This window comes from Variovorax stachyos (genome assembly GCF_051400855.1).
Lineage (GTDB): Bacteria > Pseudomonadota > Gammaproteobacteria > Burkholderiales > Burkholderiaceae_C > Variovorax.
Genome location: NZ_JBLFFN010000005.1, coordinates 129,325 through 155,441, shown reverse-complemented (window position 1 = coordinate 155,441; position 26,117 = coordinate 129,325). Strand labels below are relative to the sequence as shown.

Below are 26,117 nucleotides of genomic sequence, written 5' to 3'. Positions count from 1 at the left end.
GTGCCTCAAGGGTTGATGACGAAGTTGCTGAAGCCGCCGTTGCGGCTCGCAATGCCCGAGATCGCTTCGTTGATGCGGTCGAGCGGATAGCACACGTGCTCGAAGACCGAGAGATCGAGCGTGCCGGCCTCCGCCATGTCGGCCATGTCCTGCCCTTCGCCGGCCGTGAACCAGGCCGAGCCCTCGATACTTTGCTGCTCGTCCATCATGGTGTGCAGGTCCATGCCCACCATGCCTGCGATGGCCCCGATGTTGAAGGCGCGCCCGCCGCGCTTCAGCGCGCGCACGCCCTGCTGAAAGGTCTCGTGCGGCGCGCCCGGGCCGAGCGCGTCGATGAAGGTGTCCACGCCCAGGCCTTCGGTGCGCGCCTTGACCCATGCATCGATCGCCTCGCCGCCGGCGTTGGAAAAGACCTCGATGCGATCGGGCGCCAACGCCTTGACGCGCTCCAGCAGCTCGCGGTTGCGCCCGGTGCCGAGAATGCGCGTGGCACCCATGGCCAGGCCGAAGAGCGCACCGCCGATCCCCAGGGTGCCACTGATGCCGTTGATCAACACGCTGCGGCCGGGGCCGACCCGCGCCTTGCGCATCGCGGAATACATCGTGCCCAGGTAGCCGAAGCGCGCCGCCTGGTTGAAGCTCACGTTGTCGGGCAGTTTCACCAGCGCGTACTGCGGCGCGATCATGTATTCGCACAGGCCGCCGTAGGGATAGTTCTTGTAGAGCTTGAGCGAGTTCTGCGAGAAGCCGAAGTAGCCGCTGAACGCGTAGTGCGTGCAGTTGATGAGGTCGCCGTTGCGGCAGGCGCGGCAGCCGCCGCAGTAGAGGCTCGGGTTCACATACACGCGGTCGCCGGGCTTCCATGTGTGCACATGGGAGCCGACCGCCGTCACCTCGCCGGCAGGGTCGAGGCCGAAGACCGCGGGCAGCGGCGGCAGCGGCAGTTCCGGAAACCAGGTAGTCCAGTTGGCCAGGATGTTGCCGAGATTGGGCACGATGCCGCAGGCACGCACGCGCACCTGCACGTCGTTGGCGGCCGGCTCGGGAATCGGCAGTTGCTCGACTTCCATCTGGGCGCCGACCTTGTGCAGGCGGGCGGCTTTCATCGTCGTCATGGTGTCTCCTTGCTGATGGTGGCTGTATGCACAATCGTGTTTTATGCATTCTTCTTCCCCCACCGGCCCAGCGTCATCGGTGATAACCCTTTGCGCATGAAATTATGTTTTATGCACAATCCTTGGATCCAGGCATCAAGGCAAGGCCATGCTCCATCAGAATCCAGAGCCCGTCGACGTGGCGGTCATCGGCTTCGGCCCCGTCGGCGCCACGCTCGCCGCGCTGCTCGGCCGACGCGGCCTGCGCGTTGCGGTCTTCGACAAGTCGCAGCACATCTATCCGCTGCCGCGCGCCTTCGCGCTCGACCACGAGGCGCTGCGCGTGTTCCAGGAAATCGGCGTCGCCGGCACGCTGGCGCCGCACATGACGCCCTACCGCCCGACGATCTACCAGGGCAGCGATGGCGAACCCATCCAGCACTTCGACATGGGGCCGTCGCCCTACCCCCTCGCGTGGGCGCCGTCGTACACCTTCAACCAGCCGGCGCTGGAAGCCTCGCTGCGCGAGGCCGTGGGCAAGCTCCCCGGCGTGGCGATCCATCTCGGGCACGAGGTGCTGCAGCTGAGCCAATCGCCGGACCATGCGCTGCTCGGCGTGCGCCGGCCCGACGGAAGCGAGGCGCAATTGCACGCGCGCTATGTCGTCGGCTGCGACGGCGGCAGCAGCCTCACCCGCAAGCAAATGGGCCTGAAGCTCAAGAGCCTCGACTTCGACGAGCCCTGGATCGTGGTCGACATGCACGTGGACGAAGACAAGCTCGACCGGCTGCCCGCCACGAACGTCCAGTACTGCCACCCGTCGCGCCCGTGCACCTACGTCGTGGGTCCTGGCACTCACAGGCGTTGGGAGTTCCTGCTGCTGGCCGACGAGGCCGAGCAGCGCGAGATGCCGCACGAGTCCATCTGGAAGCTGCTCGCCCCGTGGCTCACGCCCGCAGACGCGCGCATCTGGCGCGCGGCGACCTACCGCTTCCACGCAGTGGTTCTCGAGCAATGGCGCAAGGGCCGCGTGCTGCTCGCAGGCGACAGCGCGCACCAGATGCCACCTTTTCTGGCACAGGGCATGTGCCAGGGCCTGCGCGATGCGGTCAACCTCGCGTGGAAGCTTCAATGGGTGCTCGAACAACGTGCGCCCGAGAGCCTGCTGGACAGCTACGGCGACGAGCGCGGGCCGCAGGTGGATGAGGTGACCACGACCGTCAAGCGCCTGGGCCAGATCATCTGCGAGCGCGACCCGGTGCGCGCCGCCGAACGCGACCGCCGCCTGCGCGAGCAGCAAGGCGGCCAGGTGCGCATGCAGTTGCGCCAGAGCCTGCTGCCCGGCGTGCACAACGGATTGATCGATCGCGACGAGCTGCCCGCTGGCACGCCCTTTCCCCAGCCCATGGGAACGATCGTCCCCGGCGCCGTGCCGCAGATGATGGACGACCTGCTGCCGCATGGCTTCCTGCTCGTGTTGCGCCAGGCGCCCGATATGGCCGCCCTACGGTCCTTGCGCGACCCGGTCGCAGTGCTCGGTGCGCAGGTGGTGTGCATCGATGCGGCGGCGACGGTGCCCGGCGTCGCGACGCTGACCGAGGCCGACGGCATTCTGGCCGCCTGGTTCGAACGCCACCAATGCGAAGCCGCGCTCGTGCGGCCGGACCACCTGGTCTACGGCGTGGCGCGCAGCCTCGGGGAAGTGGAGGCTCTGTTGCAGCGGGCGTGCAAGACTCTCGGGGCCCCGCTGACCAGCCCCGCCCTGGACGTGGCCGACACGGCGTGCGCAAGGCCTGGCTAAGGGCCGATGAAGAATGGCGCCCAGGCCAGAAGGTCACATCGCCATCACGACGAAGACCTTGCGAAGCGTTGCATGCACATGCCACTCGCCGGTGGTGTGCGCCGGGAAGAACAAGGTGTCGCCGGCGTTGATCTGAAGCGCCTCGCCGCCGGTCGCCGTGAAAGTGCCGGCCCCGGAAAGGATGTGCATGACCTCCGCATTGGGCAACTGCCGCTCGAAGCGACCGGGCTCGCATTCCCAGATCCCGCTGTTGTTGCCGCCGGCGCCCGCCAGTTCGACGTCGATGCCGCGCAGCCTGCAGGGGGGTTCGGTCAGCGGACGCGCGGGAGTGCCCTGGTCTTGCAGGCCGGCAATGGTGGCGGATTGATGCAGTACGGTGATGCTCATGGTTCGGTATGGAAGTCGCGATCGCGTCCAGGCTCAACGCCCGGCTTCGACGGCTTCGGCCAGGGCGGCCAGGGTGTGGAAGTGGTAGTCGGGCACGGTGTGCTCGGATTCGAGCGTGCCGCCGGAGCCCTTCTGCCCATGGCGCCGCTCGATCCAGCAGGTGGCGATGCCCAGCCGCTTGGACACGCCGATGTCGTGGTATTGGCTTTGGGCGACGTGCAGGTTGTCCGCCTGCTTGTAGCCCCAGGCGCCCTCGAAGCGGCCGCGGGCGTAGGCGAAGTAGCGCGGATCGGGCTTCTCGCACAGCGCGTCGTCGCAGCTCAGCAGCATGTCGAAGGGCGAGCCCAGGGTTTTGTCGAAGTGGGCCAGCGCCCAGTGCTGCGCATTGGTCATGGTCACCAGCTTGAAGTGCTTGCCGAGGCGCTTCAATGCCTCCACCGAATCGGGGAAAGCGGGCCATTGCGCCACCGAATCGCGCAGGCCTCGCGCGAGCGTGTCGCTGTCTGGCAGGCCCAGCTTCGCTGCGACGGCATGCCAGCAGCGCTCCAGATCGTCGGGGTACCAGCCGGCCTTGCCGTCGGCGCGCGCGGTGCGGTAGGCGGCGAGGAAGTCCTCGTCCGTCACGCGGGCCTCGGGCACCGCGGAACGCAGGTAGGCGAGCATGCCGGCTTCAAAATCGATCAGCGTGCCGACGACGTCGAAGGTGAGCACCTTGAAATCTTGCAGGGACATGTAGAAGAGCTCCAGTGATGACGGCAATGCCGTTCGCAATGAGCATAGGGGCCGCCCTGTGCGTCGCTGAACCGAAGTGGGTCGACGGTGCGGCACAAGATTTCGTTGTCCGGACCCCGGCGGCATCTTCTTCCGCGGGCCTTGCATCCACCGCTTGCCGCGACATCAGCTTCGCAGGCGAACCAGCCTGTCGAGCGCTCCGATTGCAAATGATCTGCCGCCACGGCGCGCACAACGGCACCACGCGCCGCGGTCCTGCTTCTATTCTTGTACACGGGAACACGATACGGAGAGATGCCATGGCACACCAGCATTGCACCGTGAACGCAGCGCCTTGCAGGAGCGACAGCCGCGAGTTGCGCTTCCTCTCACTCAGCGAAAGCATGAGGTCACTGGCCTTTCCCTGCGACGCGGCAGGGCGCGTGGATCTCGACGCGCTCGGCGAAGGGGAACGCAACGCCTATCTGTTTGCCCGGGCCCTCATGGGCTATCAGTACGCTTTCCCGGTCGTCGGTCCGGCCTCCTGAGTCCGACGATCCTCACGCCCATCGCTTCTGGTTGGCGATGATGCCCAGCGGATAGCCGCGGCGGTCCAGCGACTGGCGCAGGACGACCCGGCTGGCGAAGCGCTCGATGCCGATGTCGTCATCCAGCATCTTGTCCATCAGCGCCTGAAAATAGCCGACACCCGGCGCCACGATCTTCAGCAGGTAGTCATAGCCGCCGCTGACGTTGTAGCACTCGACGATTTCTTCGTACTTCGCGGCGGCTTCCTCGAACTTCCGGAAATCATGAGGTCGGTGGCTGCTGATGGTGACCTCCGAGAACACGACGACGTGCTCCCCCAGCTTTTCCAGCGCGATGTCGGCGCTGTAGCCGCGGATCAGCCCGGTCTCCTGCAGACGCTTGGTGCGCAGGAGGCACGGGCTGGGACTGAGGCCTACCGACTCGGCCAGGTCGACGTTCGAGCAGCGCCCCTCGCGCTGGAGATGCGTCATGATCTTGAGGTCGAACCGGTCGAACAAGACTGCTGATCTCATGGGGCGATCGTACTGTCAGGTTTGGCCCCGCGACTAGCGCTTTGCCTGCGTGAGCGATTCATCGAGCGCCTCGATCACCATGCCGGCCTGCTCCGCCGACAGCACCAGGGGCGGGCGGATCTTGAGCACGTTGTGACCCTGGGCGCATGCGCTGAGCAGCACGCCTTTGTCGCGCATCAGGTTGACCACCCGGCTGGTAATGCCGCGGTCCGGCGCGCGCGTCGTCCGGTCCGCGACGAGCTCGACGCCGACGAAGAGCCCGGCCCCCCGCACGTCGCCGATGGCCTCGTGCTTCGTCGCGAGCCCGGCGATGCCGTCGAGCAGCACCTTGCCGACCTTGGCTGCGTGCGGCATCAGCCGGCTGCGCTCGATGGTCTCCAGCACTGCCAGGGCTGCCGCGCATGAGACCGTGTTGCCGGCGAAGGTGTTGAAGTAGCGCGAGTTCTTGCCGAATTCCGCCAGGGCATCCGCAGTCGCGAGGAGGCCGGCGATCGGCTGGCCGTTGCCCATCGGCTTGCCCAGCGTGACGATGTCCGGAACGAGTCCGTGGCGCTGGAAGCCCCACATGTGCTCGCCGGTGCGTCCGAAGCCGGGCTGCACCTCGTCGGCGATGAACAGGCCGCCGGCGCGCTTGATCGCCTCCACCGCTCCCTTCAGGAAGCCCGCAGGCTCGGGCAGGATGCCGTCGCTGGTGAAAAGCGAATCGACGATCAACGCCGCTGGCTTGATGCCGTGGCGCCGCAGGTCGGCGATGGCCGCCTCGACGTCGCGCGTGAAGCGCTCGCCGAGGTCGGCGCCTTCGGCGTGGTACAGGCGCGGGGCCGACACCAGGCGCACGTGCGGTCCGAGGTCGACGGTCACGCCCAGCGATGGCGAGAACTGCGACACGGCGTCGGTGATGCCGTGGTAGGCCGTGTCGGTGACGATCACACCCGTGCCGCCAGTGCGTACCTTGGCGATGCGATACGCGAGGTCATTGGCCTCGCTGCCCGTGCAAGTCAGCATCAGGTGGGCCAGCTCCGTGCCGGGCACGCTGGCGAGCAGGCGCTCGGCCAGCTCGAGGATGGTGTCGTGGAGGTATCGCGTGTTGGTCGCGAGCGTGTTCACCTGGCGGCAGATCGCCTCGGTCACTGCCGGGTGGCAGTGCCCGAGCGAGGTGACGTTGTTGTAGACATCGAGATAGCGGCGGCCTTCCGGGTCCATCAGCCACACGCCGTCACCTCGCACGATGTGCAGCGGGTGTTCGTACATCAGCCGGTAGGCAGGGCCGAGCAGCGCATTGCGCCGCTCGATCATTGCCTCCGTGGCGGGCCCGAGGTCGGCACGGCCGGGGATGTAGGCGTTGACCATGTTGAAGTCAGCGGTGGCTTTCATGAAGAGGTTCCGTTTCGTGTCGGGGTCAATAAGCGGTCGCGCGCGTCGTGGCGGGAGAGGTCTGCCATCTGCGACAGCGCCTCCCAGGCGGCGGGGTTGTGGCGCATGATGTAGGCGCGGTTTTCGGGATAGCGCAAGGCACGCCACTCCGAGATCAATGCAGTGATGAGGTGGCGCGTGGCCATGAGGTCGGCGACGATGTCCTGCTCCAACTCGGTCAGCGGCAGCACGGCCTGGTAGGCACCGATGAATTGCGCAGGCCCGTCGAACGGGTCGGCGCTGCCCGTCATGTGGAAGGCGGCAGCCGTCGCCACTTCGCCGACCAGTGGCGCATGGAGCATGTCGCCGAAGTCGATGATGCCGGTGATGCGGGCCTGGTCGTCCGGCGCCACCAGGACGTTGTAGAGGTGGTAGTCGTTGTGGATCACCTGCGACCTCAACGACGCCAGGAGGGGCAGCACATGGTCGGTGAAGCGCGTCATGAACGACTGGGCCAGCGTGCGGCGTGGTTTTTCGACCAGGCTGTCGAGCTGGACGGTCAGCCGGTGCGCAGCCGACACGTTCCACAGCAGGTCGTGCGTGGCCGCAGGGTGCGTGAAGCCTTGCAGCGCGAGGTCCAGTTCGGCCAGTCCCTTGCCCATCGCCGCGCGCTGAGCGGCCGTGCGCCGTGTCTCCCGGATCTGGATGCCTTCCAGGTAGGTGAGCATGCGCACGGTGCTCCGGGCGCCGTCGGCGAGTTCCACGGTGTCACGCGCACGTCCGTCGAGCGTGCGCACGACGCGGGGAACGGGCTGGCTGGGCGATGTCCGGGCGATATGTTCAAGGGCGGCGATCTGGAAATCGACCAGCGACACCGGCTCCGATGGGTTGCTGATCTTGAACACGTAGCGCGTGCCATCGGCCGTTTCCACGGCGCAATTCTGGTCGCGCTCGCCGGCCAGCGACATCACGCTGCCGTCGATGCCGTAGAGACGCGCCACCAGCGCCTGCACCTCGGCCGGCGCCAGGTCGGGCGCTGGAGTGCTCAGCGTCGCGGCCTCGCTCAGGCGGCTCTCAGGCGGAGCCGCCTGAGGTCCAAGGTGAGGGTCGAGCATGAGCATCAGAGTCCGAGCAGTGCAGGAAGCTGACGAACATCGGTCAGGCGACTCACGCCGTATTCGGTCGACGTCGGCTCGTGACCCCGGTCGATGAAGGCCTTGGCCATGAAGCCCAGGTCAGACGCCGTCATCAGGTCATACCGGAAGCTCGACGAGACATGCATCATCTGGTCGGGCCCACATTTCAGCTGGTCGAACATGTACTCGAAGGCCTGCATGCGCGGCTTGTACGCGCGCGCTTCCTCGGCGGTGTAGACCGCGTAGAAAGGGGCCTTGAGGTGCGCAACGCTGTGAGGGATGAGTTCGACCATCGAGTTCGACAGGATCACCAGCCGCACGTGCGGCGCGATCGCCTCCAGCACCTCGACCACGTTCGGGTGAGGCTGCCAGGTCGGCACGGCGTCGTACAAGGAGACTGCATCCGACGCCAGGCATTCGATGCCATGGGCCTTGCAGGCACGCTGGATGGAGTTCTCCACGACATTGAAAAAGGGCTTCCAGTCGCCCAGTACCTCGTCGAGGCGATAGGCGCGAAAACTGTCCAGGAACGCCGGCATCCGGTCGGCCGGCACACGGTCCTTGAACAGGACTTTTGCCGTCGGGCCCATCTCGAAGTTGATGAGCGTTCCATAGCAATCGAAGCTGATGAATTTGGGTTTGAAGATCATGGCTTGACCCGCTGCGTTGAGATGCAAAGAGTCTAGGGTTGCACCCATTGCAGGAGATGCCATATCGCAGCCGAACCCAAGCAGTTTCTTTGTCAATCTGGAGGGGGCCTGGCATTTTTGAGTGGTGCAGTTCGCGGGTCCCGATCAGCTCGGCGCGGAAGCTCCGTCTCCTGCTTCGACTCCACGGCACTGGCGGCCTCGCTCGATGCTCTGCGCCTGCAATGGCGCGAGCGACATCGGGCTGGACAGTATGATTCCCGGCTCCCCCATGCCCTTGCTCCTGCGCCACGTCCTTGTTCGACTGCTGCTGTTGACCGTGTTCTTCAACACGGTCATCGGCATGCCTGCGCACGAGGCGGAGCATCTGCAGCAGACCACGGTTGCGGCATGGTCGGCGCACGGGGCGGACGAAGATGCCGACGCCTCGGAACATGGCGAGGAGGCCCACGGCGCATGCGCATGGTGCTTCGCCTATGCGCACCTGGGCGCCGCGCTCACATCGCCGGCAACCGTCCATGCAACGGCCTGGCAAGCCGACACCCCGCGACCGCGCGCACCGGAGACATTCGTCCCGGCCGCCGGCCGCTGGCGCTTCGCTTCGCGCGACCCGCCTCACACCGACTCCTGAAGTCCGCCGCTCCGGCGGTGCCTTTGCCCGCTGCGCGGTCGCGTCGCCCGACCCGACGCCGCGCGGCACGTGCGGCGTGCGCCCGCCCTTGCGGGCGCGCCGCTGCGCTCTCCGTTTTCTTCTCGAGTCTGCTCATGATCTCCCTTCAACGTCCCGCGCCCGGTGCGCCCCTTCCCCTGGCCGTCGCGCTTGCAGCGCTGTTCGCCGGATCCGTGTCCGCCCAATCGACGGAAGCGCCGGCTGCGGCCGAGCTGTCGACAATCGAAGTCATCGGCCGCACCGAATCAGGCGCCTATCACGCGGAAGAAGCCGCGGGCGCCAAGACCGAACTGCCGTTGCGCGAACTGCCGCAATCGGTGCGCATCGTCACGCGCCAGGCCATCGACGACCTGGGCGCCACCAAGCTCGACGACGTGCTCGACTACGTGGGCGGTGTTTCGCGCCAGAACAACTTCGGCGGGCTGTGGGACAACATTGCGATCCGCGGCCTGCCCGGCAACGAGAGCACCGGGATGGCCACGCTGCTGAACGGCTTCTCGTCGAATCGCGGCTTCAATGCCCCGCGGGATCTCGCGGGCGTCGAGCGCATCGAATTTCTCAAGGGCACGGCCGCAGCGCTCTATGGCAGCAGCGAGCCTGGAGGCACGCTCAACATCGTGTCCAAGCGGCCGCTCTGGAACGCTGCACATTCGGTGGAAGGCTATGCCGGGAGCCACGGCCTGAAACGCGGCGCATTCGACAGCACCGGCCCTGTCGGAAAGGACTTCGCCTACCGGCTCAACGCCGCGGTGGAAGAGCGCGGCAGCTTCAGAGACCACGTACGGGCAGAACGCCAGGTGATTGCGCCTGCTTTCACTTGGAAGCTCGGCCGCGACACGGTGCTGGAGTACGTGGGCGAGGTGCTGCGGCACAAGACGCCGCTGGACCGCGGCGTGGTCGCGGTCAACAACCAGCTCGGTGCGATTCCGCGCAGCCGCTTTCTCGGTGAGCCGGCGGATGGCGACGTGACCGTGGAGAACCACACGCACCAGTTCGTCCTGTCGCACGAATGGAGCACCCACTGGCGCAGCCGGGTCGGTCTTTCGTACCGCGAGACCTCGATCAACGGTTTTGCCACCGAAGCCAACGCGCTGCAGGCCAATGGCAACCTGACGCGCCAGCGGCGCTTTCGCGACTTCGACTCCCACGACACGGCCCTGCAGGCGGAACTGCAGGGCAAGGTGCAGACGGGCAACATCGAGCACGAGCTGCTCTTCGGCGTAGAGAGTTTCCGCTTCACGATGGATACGGTGATGCTGCGTGCCAATCCCACCGCCGCGCGGCCGTACGCCATCAACATCTACAACCCGATCTACGGGCAGGCACGGCCCACGCCGACGGCGGGCACCGACACGCTGGAGCATCAGCGCGGCAACGCGTTCTACGTGCAGGATGCGATCAAGCTCGCACCCGAATGGCGGCTGGTTGCCGGTGTGCGCGTGGACAACTACCGGCAATCGCTGCTGAACCGCCGCACCAACATCACGGAAGACCAGGATCCGTCCGCCACCTCGCCGCGCATCGGCCTGAGCTGGTTGCCCACGCCGCTGTGGACCTTCTATGCGAACGTGGGCCGCTCGTTCCGGCCGAACGTCGGAACGGACTTCGCGGCCAACAGCTTCAAGCCCGAAACCGGCCGCGCGCTGGAGCTCGGCGCCAAGTGGCAAAGCGCGGACCAGCGCATTGGCGCGACCGCCGCGCTGTTCGACATTCGCAAGCGCAACGTGCTGACCTCCGATCCGGTGAACACCGGCTACTGGGTCTCCGCTGGCGAGATCCGCAGCCGCGGCCTCGAGCTCGACTTTGCCGGCCAGGTCACGACGAACTGGCGCGTCAATGCCAGCCTGGTGTTCAACGACGTGGAGATCGCAAAGGACAACAGCCTCCAAGTCGGCGGGCGCCTGCTCAATGTGCCGAAGGTCAACGGCAGCGTGCTCGCGGTCTACGAGAACGCCCTTGCAAACGGGCAGCGCTATGGCATCGGCGGCGGCATCACGCACGTCGGCAAGCGCCTGGGCCAGGCCCGCACGCAAGCCGAGGCCAATGCCGGCACGCCCGCTTTCGACTTGCCCGGCTACACCACGGCCAAGCTGGTTGCCTACTGGCGCCTCAACCCCTCGCTGCGGCTGACCCTGGACGTGGACAACCTTTTCGACAAGACCTACTACGCGAGCTCCTACAGCCGCGTGTGGGTGACGCCTGGGACGCCACGCACCATCACCGTCGGCCTGCAGGCCAGGTTCTGAACGCGAGGGAGTACCGACCATGACCCAGTCCGATCCTTCTTCACTGCCGCGCGCGAATCACCCCGTCCTGCAAGCCAGCGCTGTGGTCGCCGGCTATGGCGCCCACACCATCCTGCACGGGCTGGACCTCACGGTCGGCGCCGGTGAAATCTATGCACTGCTCGGTGCCAACGGCGCCGGCAAGACCACCACGCTGAGCCTGTTCCTCGGGTTCGTGAAGCCCGCGAGCGGCAGCGTGCGCGTGAACGGCACCGACCCCGTGGCGGACCCGACGGGCGCGCGGCGCCAGCTCGCATACATACCCGAGAACGTGGCGCTCTACGAGCACCTGAGCGCGCGCGAGAACGTGGCCTACCTGCTTCACCTCGCCGGCCAACCCGCCGGCGCGCAGGCCATTGACGAGGCACTGGCAAGCGCCGGGCTGGACGCCGCCGCGCACGGGCGGCGCGTGTCCGGATTCTCGAAGGGCATGCGCCAAAAGGTCTCGATTGCGCTGGCGCTCGCACGCAAGGTGCCGGCGCTGCTGCTCGACGAGCCCACTTCCGGCCTGGACCCGCAGGCCACGACCGAGTTCAGCCGCATCCTCGGGCTGCTGCGCGCGCAGGGGGTGGCCGTGCTCATGGTGACGCACGATCTGCTCGGCGCGGCGGACATGGCCGATCGCATCGGCTTCATCGACCGCGGCCGGGTGATCGAGGAGGTCGCCGCGTCGGGAGCCGAACGCTTCGACGTGCGTGCACTGCACCGGCGCTACGCGGGCCAGGAGGCGCAGCAATGAGCCGCACGGCCGCTCCGAAGGCGAATAGCACCGCAGCCGAAGGCGAAGGTACTCCAGTGAGCCGCACGGCCGCTCCGAAGGCGAATGGCACCGCAGCCGAAGGCGAAGGTGCTCCAGTGAACGCTGCATTGCGCATCGCGCGCGAGGAATGGCGCCTGCTGCGGCGCGACCGCGTCGCGGTGCTCGGCCTCGCGTTGCTGTTGCTGCTGACGGCTGTTGCCACCCTCACGTCATGGGAACAGCGCCGCGCGACGGATGCCGAACGCGCGCGCCACCAGGCGCAGGTGGACCATGAGTTCGAGGCCCAGCCCGACCGGCACCCGCACCGCATGGTGCACTTCGGGCACTTCGTCTTCCGGCCGCTCAACCCGCTGGCCGCTTTCGATCCTGGGGTGGATGCTTACACCGGCCACACGCTCTTCCTCGAAGGGCATCGGCAGAACAGCGCCAATTTCGGCGACGTGCGGCAGTCGTCACTGCTGCTGCGCTTCGGCCAGCTCACCCCGGCCTTCGTGCTGCAGGTGCTGGCGCCGCTGCTGCTCATCTTCGTCGGCCATGCGGCGCTGGCGCGGGAGCGTGAATCGGGCACGCTGCGCGTGCTGCTCGCGCAAGGGGTCCGCCCTCGGCAGATCGTGGCGGGCAAGCTGCTGGCCCTGAGCGGCGTGGCGGCCGCGGCGCTGCTCCCCGCGCTGCTGGCGCTGCTATGGATCGGCGCCGCCACGCCGGCGCCCGCCAGCCTGGTGGCCGCGATGGCAGCGGGCTACGGGCTGTGGCTGCTGATCTGGGTGGCAGGTGTCGTCGGCCTTTCAGCGCGGTTCGCGCGCGGACGCGACGCCCTGGTCGCGTTGCTCGCGCTATGGACCGTCAGCGTGGTGCTCGTGCCCCGGCTGGCGCCCGAACTCGCGGCCTCGGCGCTGGCGTTGCCCACGCGGTTCGAGACCGACATTGCGGTGAGCCGAGACCTTGCCGCGCTGGGCGACAGCCACGATCCCGATGACCCCTACTTCGCCGGCTTCAAGAAAAAGGTGCTCGCGCAGTACGGCGTTTCTCGCGTGGAAGACCTTCCGGTCAACTACAAGGGCCTGCTCGGCATGGAAGGCGAACGGCTCACCAGCGCGCTCTTCGATCGTTACGCCAATGCGAACTTCGAGCGCCAGGCCGCACAGCTGCGCCGCGTCGACGCCTTCGCGCTGCTCAGTCCGGTGATCGCGCTGCGCCGCCTGTCGATGGCCGCCGCGGGCACCGATCTGCAAAGCTATCGCCGCTTTGTCGAGCAGGGCGAGCGCCATCGCTATCGTCTGGTGCAAGAGCTCAACCGTCTGCAGGCCGAGAAACTCAGCTTCGCGGCCGACCGCTCCAGCCGCGACAGCCGCATCAGCCACGCTCACTGGCACGGCGTTGCCGAGTTTCGCTACGAGGCTGCATCGCCCGTCGAAACGCTGCGCCGAGCGGTGCCCGCCGCATGTGTGCTGCTGCTCTGGCTGGGCGTGCTCGCCGGTTTGCTGGTGTGGGCGACGCACCATCTCGGGAGGGTCACGCGATGAGCTGGCTCGCCCATGAACTGCGCCTTCTGGTGCGCTCGAAGCTGGCGATCGCTGCGTTGGCGTTGCTGCTGGTCCTGTCGGCGCTGGCGGTGCTCTCGGGCATGCGCGAAGTCGAGCGCCAGCGGCAGACCATCGAGCGCCTGGCCGGGCTGCAGGAACAGGAACTGGCCACGCAGGCGCGCAAGTACGTCGACGGCGGCGACGCCGGTTCCTCCGCTTACTACACCTTTCACGGCACCTGGGACGATCCTTCTCGCACGGCCTTCCTCGCGCTCGGCCTGCGCGATGCCGCCCCCTACGTGCTGCGCGTGCGCGCGCTGGCGCTGCAGGCCCAACTGCATGAGGGCGAGAGTTTCAACCCCGAGCTGGCGCTGGCCGGACGCTTCGATTTCGCCTTCGTGCTGGTGTACCTGGCGCCGCTGTTCCTCATCGCGCTGCTGTACGACCTGGTTTCGGGCGAACGCCGCTCGGGCCGACTGGGCACGCTGCTGGCGATGCCCGGCGCCGGCCGCCGTCTGTGGCTGCGCCGTACGGGTCTGCGCGCCATGCTGGTCTTCGGCTGCCTGGCGCTGCCCGTGCTCGCCGGTGCTCTGGCCAGCGAGACTGCCGCCGCGGCCGTAGGCACCGTGCTGCTAGTCACGGCCGCGTACCTCGCGGTCTGGAGCGGGCTGGCGCTGATCGTCGCGACGCGAAGCGGAAGCTCGGCCGCCAACGCAACGGCACTCATGGGCTGCTGGGCCGTATTGACGCTCATCCTGCCGACAGTCGCCAATGCCGTGCTCGCGCGCGCGGTGCCGGTGCACCAGGGCGTGGCGTTGATGCTGGCGCAGCGTCAGGCCGTGCACGGCGCATGGGACCTGCCGCCGGAAGCCACGATGGAGAAATTCTTCCGTACGCACCCGGAGTGGCGGCACACGGCGCCGCTTCCTTCGGGCTTTCACTGGAAGTGGTACTACGCCTTCCAGCAGCTCGGCGACGAGAGTGTGGCGCCACAGGTGGCGGCTTACCGCGAAGGACTGCGCTCGCGCCAGCGCTGGACCTCGCGGCTGGGCTGGCTGCTGCCGGGCGTCGGCGTGCAGGCCGCGCTGCATCGCCAGGCCGACACCGACTTGCAGGCGCAGCTGGCCTACCAGGACCGCATCGCCGAATTTCATACCCGGCTGCGCACCTTCTACTACCCCTACCTGTTCAACGACATGCGCTTCGGCGCGCAGGACTTTGCCGCGCAGCCACGTTTCAGCCCATCGGTCCAGCCGGCGCAAGCGCCTGCCGGTCAGTTGCTCTGCTTGCTGCTGATGGGCGCAGTGGCGTTGTTGCTGGGCGCAGGCGCAGCCGGCCGCGTGCGCCCGACGCAGGGTTGAGAAGGCTGTGCGATGGGCAAGCCGCCGAGTTCGCGCGAGCTACTTGGCCCGGCAGTCACCGGATTTCAGCGTATGCCTCCGGACGCGATTCGCCAATGAAAAAGGGCGTCCGGTGGATGAAACCGGACGCCCTTGGACGTTTTGTTGGTCGGTGTGAAAGGATTCGAACCTTCGACCCCTTGCACCCCATGCAAGTGCGCTACCAGGCTGCGCCACACACCGAAGCTCGCGATTATAGCCTGGGGCTTTCAGTGGTTCGGACCCAGCAGTTCGCGAATTTCATAGAGCTCGCGCTTCAGGCGCAGCAGCTGCGACGGGTCGATGGCCGGGCCGGCGCTGCGAGATGCGTCGAGGTCTTCCTGGAGCGCGGCGTCGAACTCTTCCTGGTCGATCTCGACCGCCTCGAGACCTTCCAACGGCACCTCGCCGGCCTTGCGGCGATCGCGCTCCGACTGCACCATCTCCTGCAGCTTGTTGCGCGCCCCGCTGATGGTGAAGCCCTGGTCATAGAGCAGGTCGCGGATGCGGCGGATCATCAGCACCTCGTGGTGCTGGTAGTAGCGGCGGTTGCCGCGCCGCTTCATGGGACGCAACTGAGTGAACTCCTGCTCCCAGTAGCGCAGCACGTGCGGTTTGACCCCACACAGTTCGCCCACCTCACCGATCGTGAAGTATCGTTTGACGGGGATGGGCGGCAGGAGCGTTTTCTCCATTGAAATCAAGGCGGTGCGAGAACAACCTTAGAGATTACTCCAGGGCAGGCACAGGGCCAAGAACTATTCGGTGCCGAGGCTCCATTCCACTTCCTGCGGGCCCTCGTCGCCGGCGCTGCCCTGGATCTGCTCCTTGAGCTTGGCGCTGGCATGAAAGGTGGCGACCCGCCGCTCGCCGATCGGAATGGCCTCGCCGGTGCGTGGATTGCGCCCGGGGCGCGGCGCCTTCACGCGGATCTGGAAGTTGCCGAAGCCCGAGATCTTCACGTCCGTGCCCTCGATCAGGCTGCGGGCGATCAGGTCGAAGAAGGCCTCGACCATGTCCTTGGACTCGCGCTTGTTGAGGCCGATCTGCTCGAACAGGAGATCGGCCAGGTGCGCTTTGGTCAGCGCCGGCGTTTCCAGGGCTTCAAGCGTGAAATCCATGAGCTTCATACCCGCAAATGCGCGCCGAGCCGCGCGCTCAGTTGTTCGAGGATCGCGGCGACTGCCGCTTCGACCTGCTCGTCGGTCAGCGTAGCCGCGTCGCTGTTGAAGCGCAGGCGCACGGCCATGCTCTTCTCGCCGTGTGCCAGGCCGCCGGGACCGACCGGTGTGTCGCGGCCCACCGGCGGGCGATAGATGTCGAACAGCACCGCGTCGCGCAGGAGCGCCGGGTCGGCAGCCCCGCGAATGGTGCGCATGAGCGCGTCGTGGGTGACGGCTTCCGCCACCACCACGGCGATGTCGCGCTCGACCGCCTGGTGCTTGGGCACCGGCCGAGCCACGGGCATCGGGCGCGCGATGACGGCATCGAGCTCCAGTTCGAAGAGCACGGGGGGCTGCGGGAACTCCCATTGCTGGCGCCAGCGCGGATGGAGCTCGCCGATGACGCCCACCGGCCGGCCGTCGAGCAGCACGCGCGCGGCACGGCCCGGATGCAGCGCCGGATGCTCGGTGGCCTCGAAGGTGGCCACGCGCGGCGCCAGCAGCGCCTCGATGTCACCCTTGATGTCGAAGAAGTCGGCGCGCTGCGGCTTGCCGTCCCAGCGCTCGGCCTCAGGGTCGCCCCAGGCCAGGCCGGCCACGCGCATCGGCTGATGCACGCCCTTGACGGTGCTGTCGGTGGTGGCGACCGTGTGGTCGCGCAGGAACACGCGCCCCAGCTCGAACACACGCACGCGCGACGCGCGGCGGTCGAGGTTGAACTTCAGAACCTGGAGCAGCGAGCCGATCAGCGAGGAGCGCATCACGCTCATCTGGCTGGCGATCGGATTCAGCAGCTTGATCGGGTTGGCGTTGCCCGCGAGCTCCTGTTCCCAGTGCGCCTCGACGAAGCTGAAGTTGATCGTCTCCTGGTAACCCAGCGCGGCGAGCCGATGACGCACGCCGAAGTTGCTGCGCTGCGACTCGGGGCGCACACGGGCGGTGATCGGCGCCAGCGGGGGCGTGGTAGGCAGGTTGTTGTAGCCGACGAGGCGCGCAACCTCCTCGATCAGGTCTTCCTCGATCAACAGGTCGAAACGGTGCGGTGGCGGGGTGACGACCAGCGTGCCCTCACCTTCCTCGACGGGAAAGCCCAACCGGCGCAAAGCGTTGCGGCACTGCGCCTGTGTCAGCGGCATCCCGATGACGCGCGCGGCACGTTCGACGCGCAGCGTGACCGGCTTGGCTTCGGGCTGGCGCAAGGTCTGGTCGTCGATCGGGCCAGGCTGGCCGCCGCAGATCTCGACGATCAGCTGGGTGATGCGGTCGATGATCTGGACGGTGCGGCTCGGATCGACGCCGCGCTCGAAGCGGTGGCCCGCGTCGGTCGAGAAGTTGAAGCGGCGTGCCCGGCCCTGGATGGACTCGGGCCACCAGAAGGCGGCCTCGACGTAGATGTTGCGCGTGTCGTCGGAAACGGCGGTCGCATCGCCGCCCATGATGCCCGCCAGCGACTCGACCTGGCTGCGCTCGTCGGCAATGACGCCGACCTTCTCGTCCAGCGTCACGGTGTTGCCGTTGAGCAGCTTGAGCTGTTCGCCCGCCCTGCCCCAGCGCACGACCAGGCCGCCGTTGATCTTGTCCAGATCGAAGATGTGGCTGGGCTGCCCGTACTCGAACATCACGTAGTTCGAGATGTCGACCAGCGGCGACACGCTGCGCTGGCCACAGCGCGCCAGGCGCTCGACCATCCAGGCTGGCGTGGCGGCCTTGGTGTCGACACCGCGGACGATGCGGCCCGAAAAGCGGCCGCACAGGTCGGGGGCCTCGACCTTGACCGGCAGCTTGTCCGGCACTGCAGCGGCCACCGGCGGGATCGGCGGGGTCTTGAGCGGCACGCCCGTCAGCGCCGCGAGCTCGCGCGCAATACCGTAGACCGAGAGGCCGTGCGCGAGGTTCGGCGTGAGCTTGAGCGTGAGCAGGGTGTCGTCGAGCTTCAGCAGCTCGCGCACGTCGGCACCGACCGGCGTGTCGGCCGGCAGCTCCATCAGGCCGCCGTGGTCATCGCTGAGCTTGAGCTCGCGCGCCGAGCACAGCATCCCCTGGCTTTCGACGCCGCGCAGCTTGCCGAGCTTGATCTGGAAGGGCTGGCCGTCCTCGCCCGGAGGCAGCTCGGCGCCAACCAGTGCCAACGGTACTTTGATGCCTGCGCGCGCATTGGGTGCGCCGCACACGATGTTCAGCAGCGTGCCCTGGCCCGCGTCGACCTGGCACACGCGCAGCCTGTCGGCATTGGGGTGCGGCGCGGCCTCCTTGATCTCGCCGACCACGACCTTGCTGAAGGGGGGCGCTGCCGGCCGGCGCTCCTCGACCTCGAGGCCACCCATGGTGAGCGTCTCGGCCAGCGTCTCGCTGTCGATGGGCGGGTTGCAGAACTCGCGCAACCAGGACTCAGGGAATTGCATCTCGCGTTCTCGTTCTGTCTATTTATTGGAATTGGCTCAGGAACCGCAGGTCGCCGTCAAAGAACAGGCGCAGGTCGTTCACGCCATAGCGCAGCATGGTGAGCCGGTCCGGGCCCATGCCGAAGGCGAAGCCGATGTAGCGCTCGGGGTCCAGGCCCATGTTGCGCACCACCTGCGGATGCACCTGGCCCGAACCCGACACCTCGAGCCAGCGGCCGGCCAACGGCCCGGTCTGGAACTGGATGTCGATCTCGGCGCTCGGCTCGGTGAAAGGGAAGAAGCTGGGCCGGAAGCGCAGCACCAGGTCGTCGGTCTCGAAGAAGGTGCGGCAGAAGTCGGTGAAGATGACCTTCAGGTCCTTGAAGCTCACGTTCTCGCCCAGCCACAGGCCTTCGCACTGGTGGAACATCGGCGAGTGCGTGGCGTCGCTGTCGACGCGGTAGGTCCGGCCAGGGGCGATCACGCGGATCTCGGGCGCCTTGACGGTTCCGGTGGTGTCGGCCGCTGCGGCCGCGAACTCGGCCGCGTACTTCTTGATGTGCTGATGTGCGTAGCGCACCTGCATCGGGCTGGTGTGCGGACGCAGGTTGTAGGGAATGCCGTCCTCGCCGTCGATGTCGACGTAGAAGGTGTCCTGCATCGAGCGTGCGGGGTGGTTCGGCGGATTGTTGAGCGAGGTGAAGCTGTGCCAGTCGCTCTCGATCTCGGGCCCGTCGGCGACGTCGAAGCCCATGCTCGAAAAGATGGCTTCGATGCGCTCCATCGTCCGGCTCACCGGATGCAGGCCGCCACCGGCGCGGCGGCGGCCGGGGAGCGTCACGTCGAGCGCCTCGGCGCGCAGCTGGACGGCGAGCTCGTCGTCGGCGAGTTGCTGCCGGCGGCGGGCCAGCGCAGCCTCGATGGCCTGCTTGGCCACGTTGATCGCGGCGCCGCGCGACTTCTTCTCGTCGACGGACAGCGCAGCCATGCCCTTCATCAGCTCGGTGATTCGGCCGGCCTTGCCGAGGAACTGCGCCTTGGCATTCTCGAGTTCGGCCGGTGCCTTGGCTTCGGCGAAGGCTGCACGTGCGGTATCGACCAGGGAGTCCAACTCGTTCATGGAAATTCTTGAGCGTGAGAGAAAAGAGGCCGGTGATGCGAATAAAAAAGGGCTGGAGCCCTTTCAAGCGCCAGCCCTTGTGCCGTGGGCGCAGGCCGCCTCTCGAGGAGCGGCAACCTGCTTGCGAGATCAAGCAGCCAGCTTGGCCTTGACCTGCTCCACGATGCCGGCAAAAGCGGCCTTGTCGTGCACGGCGATATCGGCCAGGACCTTGCGGTCGATCTCGATACCGGCCTTGCGGATGCCGTTGGCGAACTGGCTGTAGGTCAGGCCCAGCTCACGGGAAGCGGCATTGATACGGGCGATCCACAGTTGGCGGAACACGCGCTTCTTGGTACGGCGGTCACGGTAGGCGTATTGGCCCGCCTTCATCACCGCCTGTTTGGCGATGCGGAAGACGTTGCCGCGACGACCGCGGAAACCCTTGGCAAGTGCGAGAACCTTCTTGTGGCGGGCGCGGGCCGTGACACCACGTTTGACGCGAGGCATGTGTGTACTCCTTGTTCGTCGTGTTAGATGCCGCTGCCGGGCAACATGGCGGCCATCGAGACCATGTTGGTCTCATGCACTGCCGTTGCACCACGCAGGTGACGCTTGTTCTTGGTGGTCTTCTTCGTCAGGATGTGACGCTTGAAGGCTTGACCGCGCTTGACGGTGCCACCGGGACGAACGCGGAAACGCTTTTTCGCGCTGCTCTTGGTCTTCATTTTGGGCATGTGAATGCTCCTTTCGTTTGTGCTCGTGAGGCGCCGGGGATGATTCCCACGGTCTTGTTGGCCCCGAGACACTTCTTCATCCCACCCCTGCCTGCGCCCGAAGACGCCGGCAGCGGCGAAATCCCTTCAAAACCTTCTGCTACCGCCGCAGCTCAAGCCGCTGCGGGTGCGGTTGTCGGCTCGTTGGCCGGCTTGGCTGCACCACCGCCACCCTTCTTGCGACCCGGCGCGATCATCATGATCATCTGCCGGCCCTCGAGCTTCGGGAACTGCTCGACCACGATGGTGTCGCCGAGGTCGTCGCGAATGCGCTGCAGCAGCGCCAGACCGAGCTCCTGGTGCGTGATCTCGCGGCCACGGAAGCGCAGCGTGATCTTGCATTTGTCGCCTTCATCAAGAAAGCGCCGGATGTTGCGCATCTTGATGTTGTAGTCGCCTTCATCGGTCCCGGGCCGGAACTTGATTTCCTTGACCTCGATGACCTTCTGCTTGGACTTCGCCTCGGCGGCCTTCTTCTGCTCGTGGTACTTGAACTTGCCGTACTCGATCAGGCGACAGACCGGCGGATTGGCCGCCGCGACCACTTCCACCAGATCCACGTCTTGCTCGCCGGCCAGCCGCAGGGCCTCGGCAAGACTCACGACACCCAATGGCTCGTTATCGGGCCCGATCAGGCGGACTTCCGGGGCCATGATCTCCCGGTTCAGGCGGTGTTGGCGTTCCTCGCGGTGGCGGCGGTCGCGAAATGCAGTAGCGATGGTCGGATCCTTCAATCAATTTGCTACAAAAACTGTAGCGAACACCTTCGAGTCCACGCCCACAAGCAGCCTGATTGGTCGAAATCAGCCTTTGAACCGGTTCAAATTCAAAGCTTGTGTTGGATGTCGCGAGCGATCTTTTGGGAGAACGCTTCCACCGACATGGCACCGAGATCAAGATTGCCCCGGGCGCGCACTGCGACGGCACCTGCTTCCTTTTCCTTGTCGCCGACGACGAGGATGTAGGGAAGCTTTTGCAACGAATGCTTCCGTATTTTATACGTAATCTTCTCGTTGTGCAGATCGAGCGAAACTCTAAGCCCTTGATTTAGCAGCGTTTTCGCAACTTGAGATGCGTAGTCGGCCTGCCCTTCGCTGATGTTGAGCACCGCTACCTGCACCGGTGCCAGCCAGGCAGGCAGCGCGCCTGAATGGTGTTCGATCAGCATGCCGATGAAGCGCTCCAGGCTGCCGACGATGGCGCGATGCAGCATCACGGGATGAGCCCTGCCGCTCGACTCCGTCACGTACTCGGCACCCAGGCGCTCGGCCATGTTGAAGTCCACCTGCATCGTCCCGCATTGCCAGTGCCGGCCGATGGCGTCGCGCAGCGTGTACTCGATCTTGGGGCCATAGAAGGCGCCTTCGCCCGGCGAGATGACGAACTCCACGCCCGAGCGGCGCAGCGCCTCCATCAGCGCGCTCTCGGCCTTGTCCCAGAGCTCATCGGAGCCGATACGGTTGTCGGGCCGCGTCGCCACCTTGTAGAGGATGTCCTTGAAGCCGAAATCGGCATAGACCTTGAGCAGTTGGCCCGTGTAGGCCACGCACTCCTCCAGGATATGGTCTTCCGTGCAGAAGATATGGCCGTCGTCCTGCGTGAAGCCACGCACCCGCATGATGCCGTGCAGCCCGCCCGAGGGTTCGTTGCGGTGGCATTGGCCGAATTCGCCGTATCGGATCGGCAGGTCCCGGTAGCTGCGCAGGTCGCTCTTGAAGATCAACACATGGCCCGGGCAGTTCATCGGCTTGAGCGCGTAGTCGCGCTTCTCCGACTCTGTCGTGAACATGTTCTCGCGGTAGTTCTGCCAGTGGCCCGTCTTCTCCCACAGGCTCTTGTCGAGGATCTGCGGTCCCTTGACCTCCTGGTAACCCGTGTCGCGGTACACCTTTCGCATGTACTGCTCGACCTGCTGCCAAATGGCCCACCCCTTGGGATGCCAGAAGACCACGCCCGGGGCCACTTCATCGATGTGGAACAGGTCCAGCTCCTTGCCGAGCCGCCGATGATCGCGCTTTTCGGCCTCTTCGATGCGCCGGATGTAGTCGTCGAGCTGCTTCTTGTCGGCCCATGCCGTGCCGTAGATACGCTGCAATTGCTCATTGCGGGCATCGCCGCGCCAATAGGCGCCGGCCAGCTTCGTGAGCTTGAAGACCTTGAGGAAGCGCGTGTTAGGCACATGCGGCCCGCGGCACATGTCGACGTATTCCTGGTGGTAATACAGGCCCATCGCCTTCTCGTCGGGCATGTCTTCGACCAGTCGCAGCTTGTAGTCCTCGCCGCGGGACTTGAATACCTCGATGACTTCGTCGCGCGGGGTCATCTTCTTGACCACGTCGTAGTCCTGAGCGATCAGCTCGCGCATGCGCGCCTCGATCGCCTCCATATCCTGGGGCGTGAAGGGTCGCTCGTACGAGATGTCGTAGTAGAAGCCCTCCTCGATCACCGGACCGATCACCATCTTGGCAGTCGGAAAGAGCTGCTTGACGGCGTGGCCGACCAGATGCGCCGTGGAGTGGCGGATGATCTCCAGCCCTTCGTCGTCCTTGGGCGTGATGATCTGCAGCTTGGCGTCTTGCTCGATCAGGTCGCTCGCATCGACGAGCCGGCCGTCGACCTTGCCGGCCACCGTGATCTTCGCCAGGCCGGGGCCGATGGACTTGGCAATGTCGGCCACCGAAACCGGGCCGGGGAACTCGCGGCGCGAGTTGTCGGGAAGCGTGATCTGGATCATGAAAAAACCTCGGCGAGAAAACAAAAAGCGCGGTCGTCGGACCGCGCTTGGGCTATGAGTGAGGGCGCTGGAAACCTCCAGCATGCGCGGCCTACCGGCCTTCCCCTTCGAGGAAAAGGCCGCTCATTTCTTGCGGAGTAGTTCGCGGTGTCATAACCAGGATGCCTTTCTCGCCCTTGTTGTGCTCTGACAGAAGCTTGGAATTCTAGCGGCTGAGCTCAGGATGCGAGCGCGGCGTTCTTGAGGCCCAGCACCTCTATGGGCTCGATGGCCGGCGGCACGGCGAACAGCTCGGTCGCCTTGGCCATAAGGGCCTGCGCGATCGGGCCGTTCAAATGCGCCTGGCGGCCAGCCTCGTCCTCGAAGGCATCGAAGACGCCGAAGGTGGTTGGCGACAGACGCAGGGCGAACCAGATCGGCGTGGTCTTTTCGTTGCGCGCCATCGCCAGGCCCGCCTCCAGGAACTGCTGCACCTCGGCTTCCTTGCCCGGCCTGGCTTCGAGGCGGGCGAACAGTGCGTACTTGATCATGAGAATCTCCAGTGAATCAGGCCGCGCGGGATTGCGCGTCCATGGCCGCAACTCTAGGCATCGGCCGGGAATCGACCTATTGGCATTTTTGACATCTTTGCTATTGTTGTTGCCATGAAGGTCAACCTGCTTGCGCTCGACGGCGTGTTCGACACCGGCCTGGCCACGCTGCAGGACGTCTTCAGCACGGCCAACGAGCTCGCCGGCATGCTGGGCCTCGACATTCCGCCGTTCGAGCTTCGAGTCGCGGGCGTTCGCAGAAGGGTTCACACCTCGCAGCGCCTGCGCGTGCCGATCGTCTGCGCACCCGATGCAGGCCGACCCGACTGGATCGTCGTGCCGGCCATCGGCGAGAAGATGCCCGAAGGCCTGCAGACCGCACTGCAGCGGCGCGACGTCGCGGAAGCCGCAGCCACCCTGCGCGCCCAGGCCGACCAAGGCGTCCGCATTGCGGCCGCCTGCATCGGGACTTTCGTGCTGGCAGAGTCGGGCCTGCTCGACCAGCGTCAGGCCACCACGACCTGGTGGCTGGCTTCACTGTTCCGCCAGCGCTATCCGGCTGTGAAGCTCGATGAGTCGAGGATGCTGGTGAGCTCGGGCCCCTTCGTCACGGCCGGCGCCGCGCTGAGCCACATCGACATGGCGCTGCTGCTGGTGCGCCAGGCCAGCCCCGAACTCGCTGCCACGGTGGCCAAGTACCTGATCGTCGACTCGCGTCCCTCGCAATCCGCCTACGTGATCACCGATCACCTCACTCACTCGGACCCCCTGGTCCAGCGCTTCGAGCGCTGGGCGCGCGGCCGGCTGGCTGCCGGCTTCTCCCTCGACGCCGCTGCCGAGGCGGCCGGCACCAGCAAGCGCACCTTGGCGCGGCGCATGCAGCAGGTGCTGGGCAAGACGCCACTGTCCTACTTCCAGGACCTCCGCGTGGAACGCGCCGTGCACCTGCTGAAGACAAGCGACAAGAGCCTCGAACAGATCGCCAGCCTGGTCGGCTACGCCGAGGGCGTGACGCTGCGGGCTCTGCTGCGGCAGCGGCTGGGCCGCGGTGTGCGCGAGCTGCGCAGGGTCGACTGAAATTAAAAAATCCCCGCGGATTGCTCGCGCGGGGACCAAACTCAGTGACAGCGGGATATCAGTGGAATTGCTCTTCCTCGGTCGAGCCGGTGAGCGCCGTGACGCTCGACTTGCCGCCCTGGATCACGGTGGTCACCTCGTCAAAGTAGCCGGTGCCGACTTCCTGCTGGTGCGACACGAAGGTATAGCCACGATCGCGCGCGGCGAACTCCGGCTCCTGCACCTTCTCGACATAGGCCGACATGCCGCGTTGCACGTAGTCCTGCGCCAGATCGAACATGTTGAACCACATCGAATGGATGCCGGCCAGCGTGATGAACTGGTACTTGTAGCCCATGGCGCCCAGCTCCCTCTGGAACTTGGCGATGGTGGCATCGTCGAGATTCTTCTTCCAGTTGAAGGACGGCGAGCAGTTGTAGGCCAGCATCTTGCCCGGGTGCACCTTGTGCACGGCTTCGGCGAACTTGCGCGCGAACTCAAGGTCCGGCGTGCCGGTTTCGCACCACACCAGGTCGGCGTAGTGGGCGTAGGCAATGGCGCGCGAGATGGCCTGGTCGATGCCCTTCTTCGTCTTGTAGAAGCCCTCGGCGGTGCGCTCGCCGGTGAGGAAGGGCTTGTCGTTCTCGTCGTAGTCGCTGGTCAGCAGGTCGGCCGCTTCGGCGTCGGTGCGCGCGATCACCAGCGTCGGCGTGCCACAGACATCGGCTGCCATGCGCGCGGCGATCAGCTTCTGCACCGCCTCGGTGGTCGGCACCAGCACCTTGCCGCCCATGTGGCCGCACTTCTTGACCGAGGCGAGCTGGTCTTCGAAGTGCACGCCGCCGGCGCCGGCCTTGATCATGGCCTTCATCAGCTCGAAGCCGTTGAGCACGCCGCCGAAGCCCGCTTCGGCATCGGCCACGATGGGCGCGAAGTAGTCCACATAGCCCTTGTCGCCCGGGTTGGTGCCCTTGGACCACTGGATTTCATCGGCGCGGCGGAAAGTATTGTTGATGCGCTCGACGACCGTCGGCACCGAGTCCACCGGGTAGAGCGACTGGTCAGGGTACATGGCTGCGTAGCTGTTGTTGTCGGCCGCGACTTGCCAGCCCGACAAGTAGATCGCCTTGATCCCGGCCTTGACCTGCTGCATGGCCTGGCCACCGGTGAGCGCGCCCAGGCAGTTGACGTAGGGTTCGTTGTTCACCAGGTCCCACAGCTTCTCGGCGCCGCGGCGCGCGATCGTGTACTCGATCGGGAAGGAGCCGCGCAGGCGCACCACGTCGGCAGCGCTGTACCCGCGCTTGATGCCCTTCCAGCGCGGATTGGTCGCCCACTCTTTTTCGAGGGCGGCGATCTGCTGTTCGCGGCTCAGTTGTTCGGTGATGTTTTGAGGCATGGTCACTCCAAGGGTTGATTGATGGTGGGCACTGCGGCCTTGGGGCAACTTTACGTCACAGCCTCCTGTCTTATGTCTTATAGAAGACATATTTTTTTCTCAATAAAATCAACGAATTAGATGTAAATTTCTCAATGCGGAACGTTCTTTCTCGTATTGAGAAAAAATATTG

25 protein-coding genes and 1 tRNA gene are annotated in these 26,117 nt (G+C 66.0%); 8 read left to right on the top strand and 18 right to left on the bottom strand.

Annotated elements, in window-relative coordinates; all coding sequences use genetic code 11:
• Window positions 1-5: 5 nt before the first annotated feature.
• A complete protein-coding gene (locus ACMGEZ_RS11145) occupies window positions 6-1,115 on the bottom strand; it encodes an alcohol dehydrogenase catalytic domain-containing protein (RefSeq protein WP_436822329.1) in 1,110 nt (369 codons plus the stop codon).
• 148 nt (window positions 1,116-1,263) lie between these two features.
• On the opposite strand from ACMGEZ_RS11145, the gene ACMGEZ_RS11140 reads away from it, so the two are divergent.
• The gene (locus ACMGEZ_RS11140; RefSeq protein WP_436822328.1) at window positions 1,264-2,895 is read left to right on the top strand and encodes a bifunctional 3-(3-hydroxy-phenyl)propionate/3-hydroxycinnamic acid hydroxylase; all 1,632 of its coding nucleotides are present in this window, start codon (window positions 1,264-1,266) and stop codon (window positions 2,893-2,895) included.
• A gap of 33 nt (window positions 2,896-2,928) precedes the next feature.
• Here the strand turns inward: ACMGEZ_RS11140 and ACMGEZ_RS11135 are convergent, their stop codons facing one another.
• Together ACMGEZ_RS11135 and ACMGEZ_RS11130 are read right to left on the bottom strand one after the other, a co-directional pair.
• Window positions 2,929-3,282, bottom strand: a complete 354-nt coding sequence (locus tag ACMGEZ_RS11135) for a cupin domain-containing protein (protein ID WP_436822327.1) — start codon at window positions 3,280-3,282, stop codon at window positions 2,929-2,931.
• A 33-nt stretch (window positions 3,283-3,315) separates the two neighbouring features.
• A complete protein-coding gene (locus tag ACMGEZ_RS11130) occupies window positions 3,316-4,014 on the bottom strand; it encodes an HAD-IA family hydrolase (RefSeq protein ID WP_436822326.1) in 699 nt (232 codons plus the stop codon).
• Window positions 4,015-4,313: 299 nt separating this feature from the next.
• Here ACMGEZ_RS11130 and ACMGEZ_RS11125 point away from each other — a divergent pair, with 299 nt between their 5' ends.
• On the top strand, window positions 4,314-4,541 hold the full coding sequence (locus ACMGEZ_RS11125; protein ID WP_436822325.1) for a hypothetical protein: 228 nt from the start codon (window positions 4,314-4,316) through the stop codon (window positions 4,539-4,541).
• Window positions 4,542-4,553: 12 nt separating this feature from the next.
• Here the strand turns inward: ACMGEZ_RS11125 and ACMGEZ_RS11120 are convergent, their stop codons facing one another.
• Genes ACMGEZ_RS11120 through ACMGEZ_RS11105 form a run of 4 tightly spaced genes read right to left on the bottom strand, consistent with a single transcriptional unit; the run spans window position 4,554 to window position 8,193 of the window.
• Window positions 4,554-5,054 (bottom strand): Lrp/AsnC family transcriptional regulator, encoded by a 501-nt coding sequence (locus tag ACMGEZ_RS11120; protein ID WP_436822324.1) that lies wholly within the window; start codon window positions 5,052-5,054, stop codon window positions 4,554-4,556.
• Between the two features lie 33 nt (window positions 5,055-5,087).
• A complete protein-coding gene (locus tag ACMGEZ_RS11115) occupies window positions 5,088-6,428 on the bottom strand; it encodes an aspartate aminotransferase family protein (RefSeq protein WP_436822323.1) in 1,341 nt (446 codons plus the stop codon).
• On the bottom strand, window positions 6,425-7,522 hold the full coding sequence (locus tag ACMGEZ_RS11110; protein ID WP_436822322.1) for a phosphotransferase: 1,098 nt from the start codon (window positions 7,520-7,522) through the stop codon (window positions 6,425-6,427). The genes ACMGEZ_RS11115 and ACMGEZ_RS11110 overlap by 4 nt, the downstream gene beginning before the upstream one ends.
• A gap of 5 nt (window positions 7,523-7,527) precedes the next feature.
• Window positions 7,528-8,193, bottom strand: coding sequence for a haloacid dehalogenase type II (locus ACMGEZ_RS11105; RefSeq protein WP_436822572.1), 666 nt, complete (start codon window positions 8,191-8,193; stop codon window positions 7,528-7,530).
• 268 nt (window positions 8,194-8,461) lie between these two features.
• Between ACMGEZ_RS11105 and ACMGEZ_RS11100 the strand changes: the two genes are divergently transcribed.
• The 5 genes from ACMGEZ_RS11100 to ACMGEZ_RS11080 all read left to right on the top strand — a co-directional run bounded on the left by ACMGEZ_RS11100 (window position 8,462) and on the right by ACMGEZ_RS11080 (window position 14,789).
• Entirely contained in the window at window positions 8,462-8,821 is a 360-nt protein-coding gene (locus ACMGEZ_RS11100) for a DUF2946 family protein (RefSeq protein WP_436822321.1), read from the top strand.
• Window positions 8,822-8,955: 134 nt separating this feature from the next.
• Entirely contained in the window at window positions 8,956-11,106 is a 2,151-nt protein-coding gene (locus ACMGEZ_RS11095) for a TonB-dependent siderophore receptor (RefSeq protein ID WP_436822320.1), read from the top strand.
• A 19-nt stretch (window positions 11,107-11,125) separates the two neighbouring features.
• Window positions 11,126-11,884, top strand: coding sequence for an ABC transporter ATP-binding protein (locus ACMGEZ_RS11090; RefSeq protein WP_436822319.1), 759 nt, complete (start codon window positions 11,126-11,128; stop codon window positions 11,882-11,884).
• A gap of 116 nt (window positions 11,885-12,000) precedes the next feature.
• The gene (locus ACMGEZ_RS11085) at window positions 12,001-13,428 is read left to right on the top strand and encodes an ABC transporter permease (RefSeq protein WP_436822571.1); all 1,428 of its coding nucleotides are present in this window, start codon (window positions 12,001-12,003) and stop codon (window positions 13,426-13,428) included.
• Window positions 13,425-14,789: an ABC transporter permease gene (locus ACMGEZ_RS11080; protein WP_436822318.1), complete on the top strand. Its 1,365-nt coding sequence runs from the start codon at window positions 13,425-13,427 to the stop codon at window positions 14,787-14,789. Before ACMGEZ_RS11085 ends, ACMGEZ_RS11080 begins: the two co-directional genes overlap by 4 nt.
• Before the next feature lie 145 nt (window positions 14,790-14,934).
• Here ACMGEZ_RS11080 and ACMGEZ_RS11075 read toward each other — a convergent pair.
• The 10 genes from ACMGEZ_RS11075 to ACMGEZ_RS11030 form a co-directional block, all read right to left on the bottom strand.
• Window positions 14,935-15,011, bottom strand: a tRNA-Pro gene (locus ACMGEZ_RS11075).
• A gap of 26 nt (window positions 15,012-15,037) precedes the next feature.
• Window positions 15,038-15,502 carry a MerR family transcriptional regulator gene (locus ACMGEZ_RS11070; RefSeq protein WP_436822317.1) on the bottom strand — a complete coding sequence of 155 codons (465 nt, stop codon included), beginning with the start codon at window positions 15,500-15,502 and terminating at the stop codon, window positions 15,038-15,040.
• A 63-nt stretch (window positions 15,503-15,565) separates the two neighbouring features.
• Window positions 15,566-15,928, bottom strand: coding sequence for an integration host factor subunit alpha (locus ACMGEZ_RS11065; protein WP_436822316.1), 363 nt, complete (start codon window positions 15,926-15,928; stop codon window positions 15,566-15,568).
• A gap of 5 nt (window positions 15,929-15,933) precedes the next feature.
• Complete coding sequence (pheT, locus tag ACMGEZ_RS11060; RefSeq protein WP_436822315.1) at window positions 15,934-18,372, bottom strand: phenylalanine--tRNA ligase subunit beta; 2,439 nt, start codon at window positions 18,370-18,372, stop codon at window positions 15,934-15,936.
• Between the two features lie 22 nt (window positions 18,373-18,394).
• Entirely contained in the window at window positions 18,395-19,471 is a 1,077-nt protein-coding gene (pheS, locus tag ACMGEZ_RS11055) for a phenylalanine--tRNA ligase subunit alpha (protein ID WP_436822314.1), read from the bottom strand.
• A gap of 129 nt (window positions 19,472-19,600) precedes the next feature.
• The gene (rplT, locus tag ACMGEZ_RS11050; protein ID WP_028253492.1) at window positions 19,601-19,960 is read right to left on the bottom strand and encodes a 50S ribosomal protein L20; all 360 of its coding nucleotides are present in this window, start codon (window positions 19,958-19,960) and stop codon (window positions 19,601-19,603) included.
• Window positions 19,961-19,983: 23 nt separating this feature from the next.
• A complete protein-coding gene (gene rpmI, locus ACMGEZ_RS11045) occupies window positions 19,984-20,187 on the bottom strand; it encodes a 50S ribosomal protein L35 (RefSeq protein WP_028253491.1) in 204 nt (67 codons plus the stop codon).
• 152 nt (window positions 20,188-20,339) lie between these two features.
• Window positions 20,340-20,945, bottom strand: coding sequence for a translation initiation factor IF-3 (gene infC / locus ACMGEZ_RS11040; RefSeq protein WP_436822570.1), 606 nt, complete (start codon window positions 20,943-20,945; stop codon window positions 20,340-20,342).
• Window positions 20,946-21,052: 107 nt separating this feature from the next.
• The gene (gene thrS / locus ACMGEZ_RS11035; RefSeq protein WP_436822313.1) at window positions 21,053-22,960 is read right to left on the bottom strand and encodes a threonine--tRNA ligase; all 1,908 of its coding nucleotides are present in this window, start codon (window positions 22,958-22,960) and stop codon (window positions 21,053-21,055) included.
• Window positions 22,961-23,178: 218 nt separating this feature from the next.
• A complete protein-coding gene (locus tag ACMGEZ_RS11030; protein WP_436822312.1) occupies window positions 23,179-23,490 on the bottom strand; it encodes a putative quinol monooxygenase in 312 nt (103 codons plus the stop codon).
• Between the two features lie 114 nt (window positions 23,491-23,604).
• Here ACMGEZ_RS11030 and ACMGEZ_RS11025 point away from each other — a divergent pair, with 114 nt between their 5' ends.
• Entirely contained in the window at window positions 23,605-24,567 is a 963-nt protein-coding gene (locus ACMGEZ_RS11025) for a GlxA family transcriptional regulator (RefSeq protein WP_436822311.1), read from the top strand.
• Window positions 24,568-24,625: 58 nt separating this feature from the next.
• On the opposite strand, the gene aceA is transcribed toward ACMGEZ_RS11025, so the two are convergent.
• Window positions 24,626-25,945, bottom strand: a complete 1,320-nt coding sequence (aceA, locus tag ACMGEZ_RS11020; RefSeq protein WP_436822310.1) for an isocitrate lyase — start codon at window positions 25,943-25,945, stop codon at window positions 24,626-24,628.
• Window positions 25,946-26,117: the final 172 nt, after the last annotated feature.

Bases quoted from the DNA above. Each gene is read 5' to 3' on its own strand.
- ACMGEZ_RS11145 (WP_436822329.1), bottom strand. From the start codon at position 1,115: ATGACGACGATGAAAGCCGCCCGCCTGCACAAGGTCGGCGCCCAGATG.
- ACMGEZ_RS11140 (WP_436822328.1), top strand. From the start codon at position 1,264: ATGCTCCATCAGAATCCAGAGCCCGTCGACGTGGCGGTCATCGGCTTC.
- ACMGEZ_RS11135 (WP_436822327.1), bottom strand. From the start codon at position 3,282: ATGAGCATCACCGTACTGCATCAATCCGCCACCATTGCCGGCCTGCAA.
- ACMGEZ_RS11130 (WP_436822326.1), bottom strand. From the start codon at position 4,014: ATGTCCCTGCAAGATTTCAAGGTGCTCACCTTCGACGTCGTCGGCACG.
- ACMGEZ_RS11125 (WP_436822325.1), top strand. From the start codon at position 4,314: ATGGCACACCAGCATTGCACCGTGAACGCAGCGCCTTGCAGGAGCGAC.
- ACMGEZ_RS11120 (WP_436822324.1), bottom strand. From the start codon at position 5,054: ATGAGATCAGCAGTCTTGTTCGACCGGTTCGACCTCAAGATCATGACG.
- ACMGEZ_RS11115 (WP_436822323.1), bottom strand. From the start codon at position 6,428: ATGAAAGCCACCGCTGACTTCAACATGGTCAACGCCTACATCCCCGGC.
- ACMGEZ_RS11110 (WP_436822322.1), bottom strand. From the start codon at position 7,522: ATGCTCGACCCTCACCTTGGACCTCAGGCGGCTCCGCCTGAGAGCCGC.
- ACMGEZ_RS11105 (WP_436822572.1), bottom strand. From the start codon at position 8,193: ATGATCTTCAAACCCAAATTCATCAGCTTCGATTGCTATGGAACGCTC.
- ACMGEZ_RS11100 (WP_436822321.1), top strand. From the start codon at position 8,462: ATGCCCTTGCTCCTGCGCCACGTCCTTGTTCGACTGCTGCTGTTGACC.
- ACMGEZ_RS11095 (WP_436822320.1), top strand. From the start codon at position 8,956: ATGATCTCCCTTCAACGTCCCGCGCCCGGTGCGCCCCTTCCCCTGGCC.
- ACMGEZ_RS11090 (WP_436822319.1), top strand. From the start codon at position 11,126: ATGACCCAGTCCGATCCTTCTTCACTGCCGCGCGCGAATCACCCCGTC.
- ACMGEZ_RS11080 (WP_436822318.1), top strand. From the start codon at position 13,425: ATGAGCTGGCTCGCCCATGAACTGCGCCTTCTGGTGCGCTCGAAGCTG.
- ACMGEZ_RS11070 (WP_436822317.1), bottom strand. From the start codon at position 15,502: ATGGAGAAAACGCTCCTGCCGCCCATCCCCGTCAAACGATACTTCACG.
- ACMGEZ_RS11065 (WP_436822316.1), bottom strand. From the start codon at position 15,928: ATGGATTTCACGCTTGAAGCCCTGGAAACGCCGGCGCTGACCAAAGCG.
- pheT (WP_436822315.1), bottom strand. From the start codon at position 18,372: ATGCAATTCCCTGAGTCCTGGTTGCGCGAGTTCTGCAACCCGCCCATC.
- pheS (WP_436822314.1), bottom strand. From the start codon at position 19,471: ATGAACGAGTTGGACTCCCTGGTCGATACCGCACGTGCAGCCTTCGCC.
- rplT (WP_028253492.1), bottom strand. From the start codon at position 19,960: ATGCCTCGCGTCAAACGTGGTGTCACGGCCCGCGCCCGCCACAAGAAG.
- rpmI (WP_028253491.1), bottom strand. From the start codon at position 20,187: ATGCCCAAAATGAAGACCAAGAGCAGCGCGAAAAAGCGTTTCCGCGTT.
- thrS (WP_436822313.1), bottom strand. From the start codon at position 22,960: ATGATCCAGATCACGCTTCCCGACAACTCGCGCCGCGAGTTCCCCGGC.
- ACMGEZ_RS11030 (WP_436822312.1), bottom strand. From the start codon at position 23,490: ATGATCAAGTACGCACTGTTCGCCCGCCTCGAAGCCAGGCCGGGCAAG.
- ACMGEZ_RS11025 (WP_436822311.1), top strand. From the start codon at position 23,605: ATGAAGGTCAACCTGCTTGCGCTCGACGGCGTGTTCGACACCGGCCTG.
- aceA (WP_436822310.1), bottom strand. From the start codon at position 25,945: ATGCCTCAAAACATCACCGAACAACTGAGCCGCGAACAGCAGATCGCC.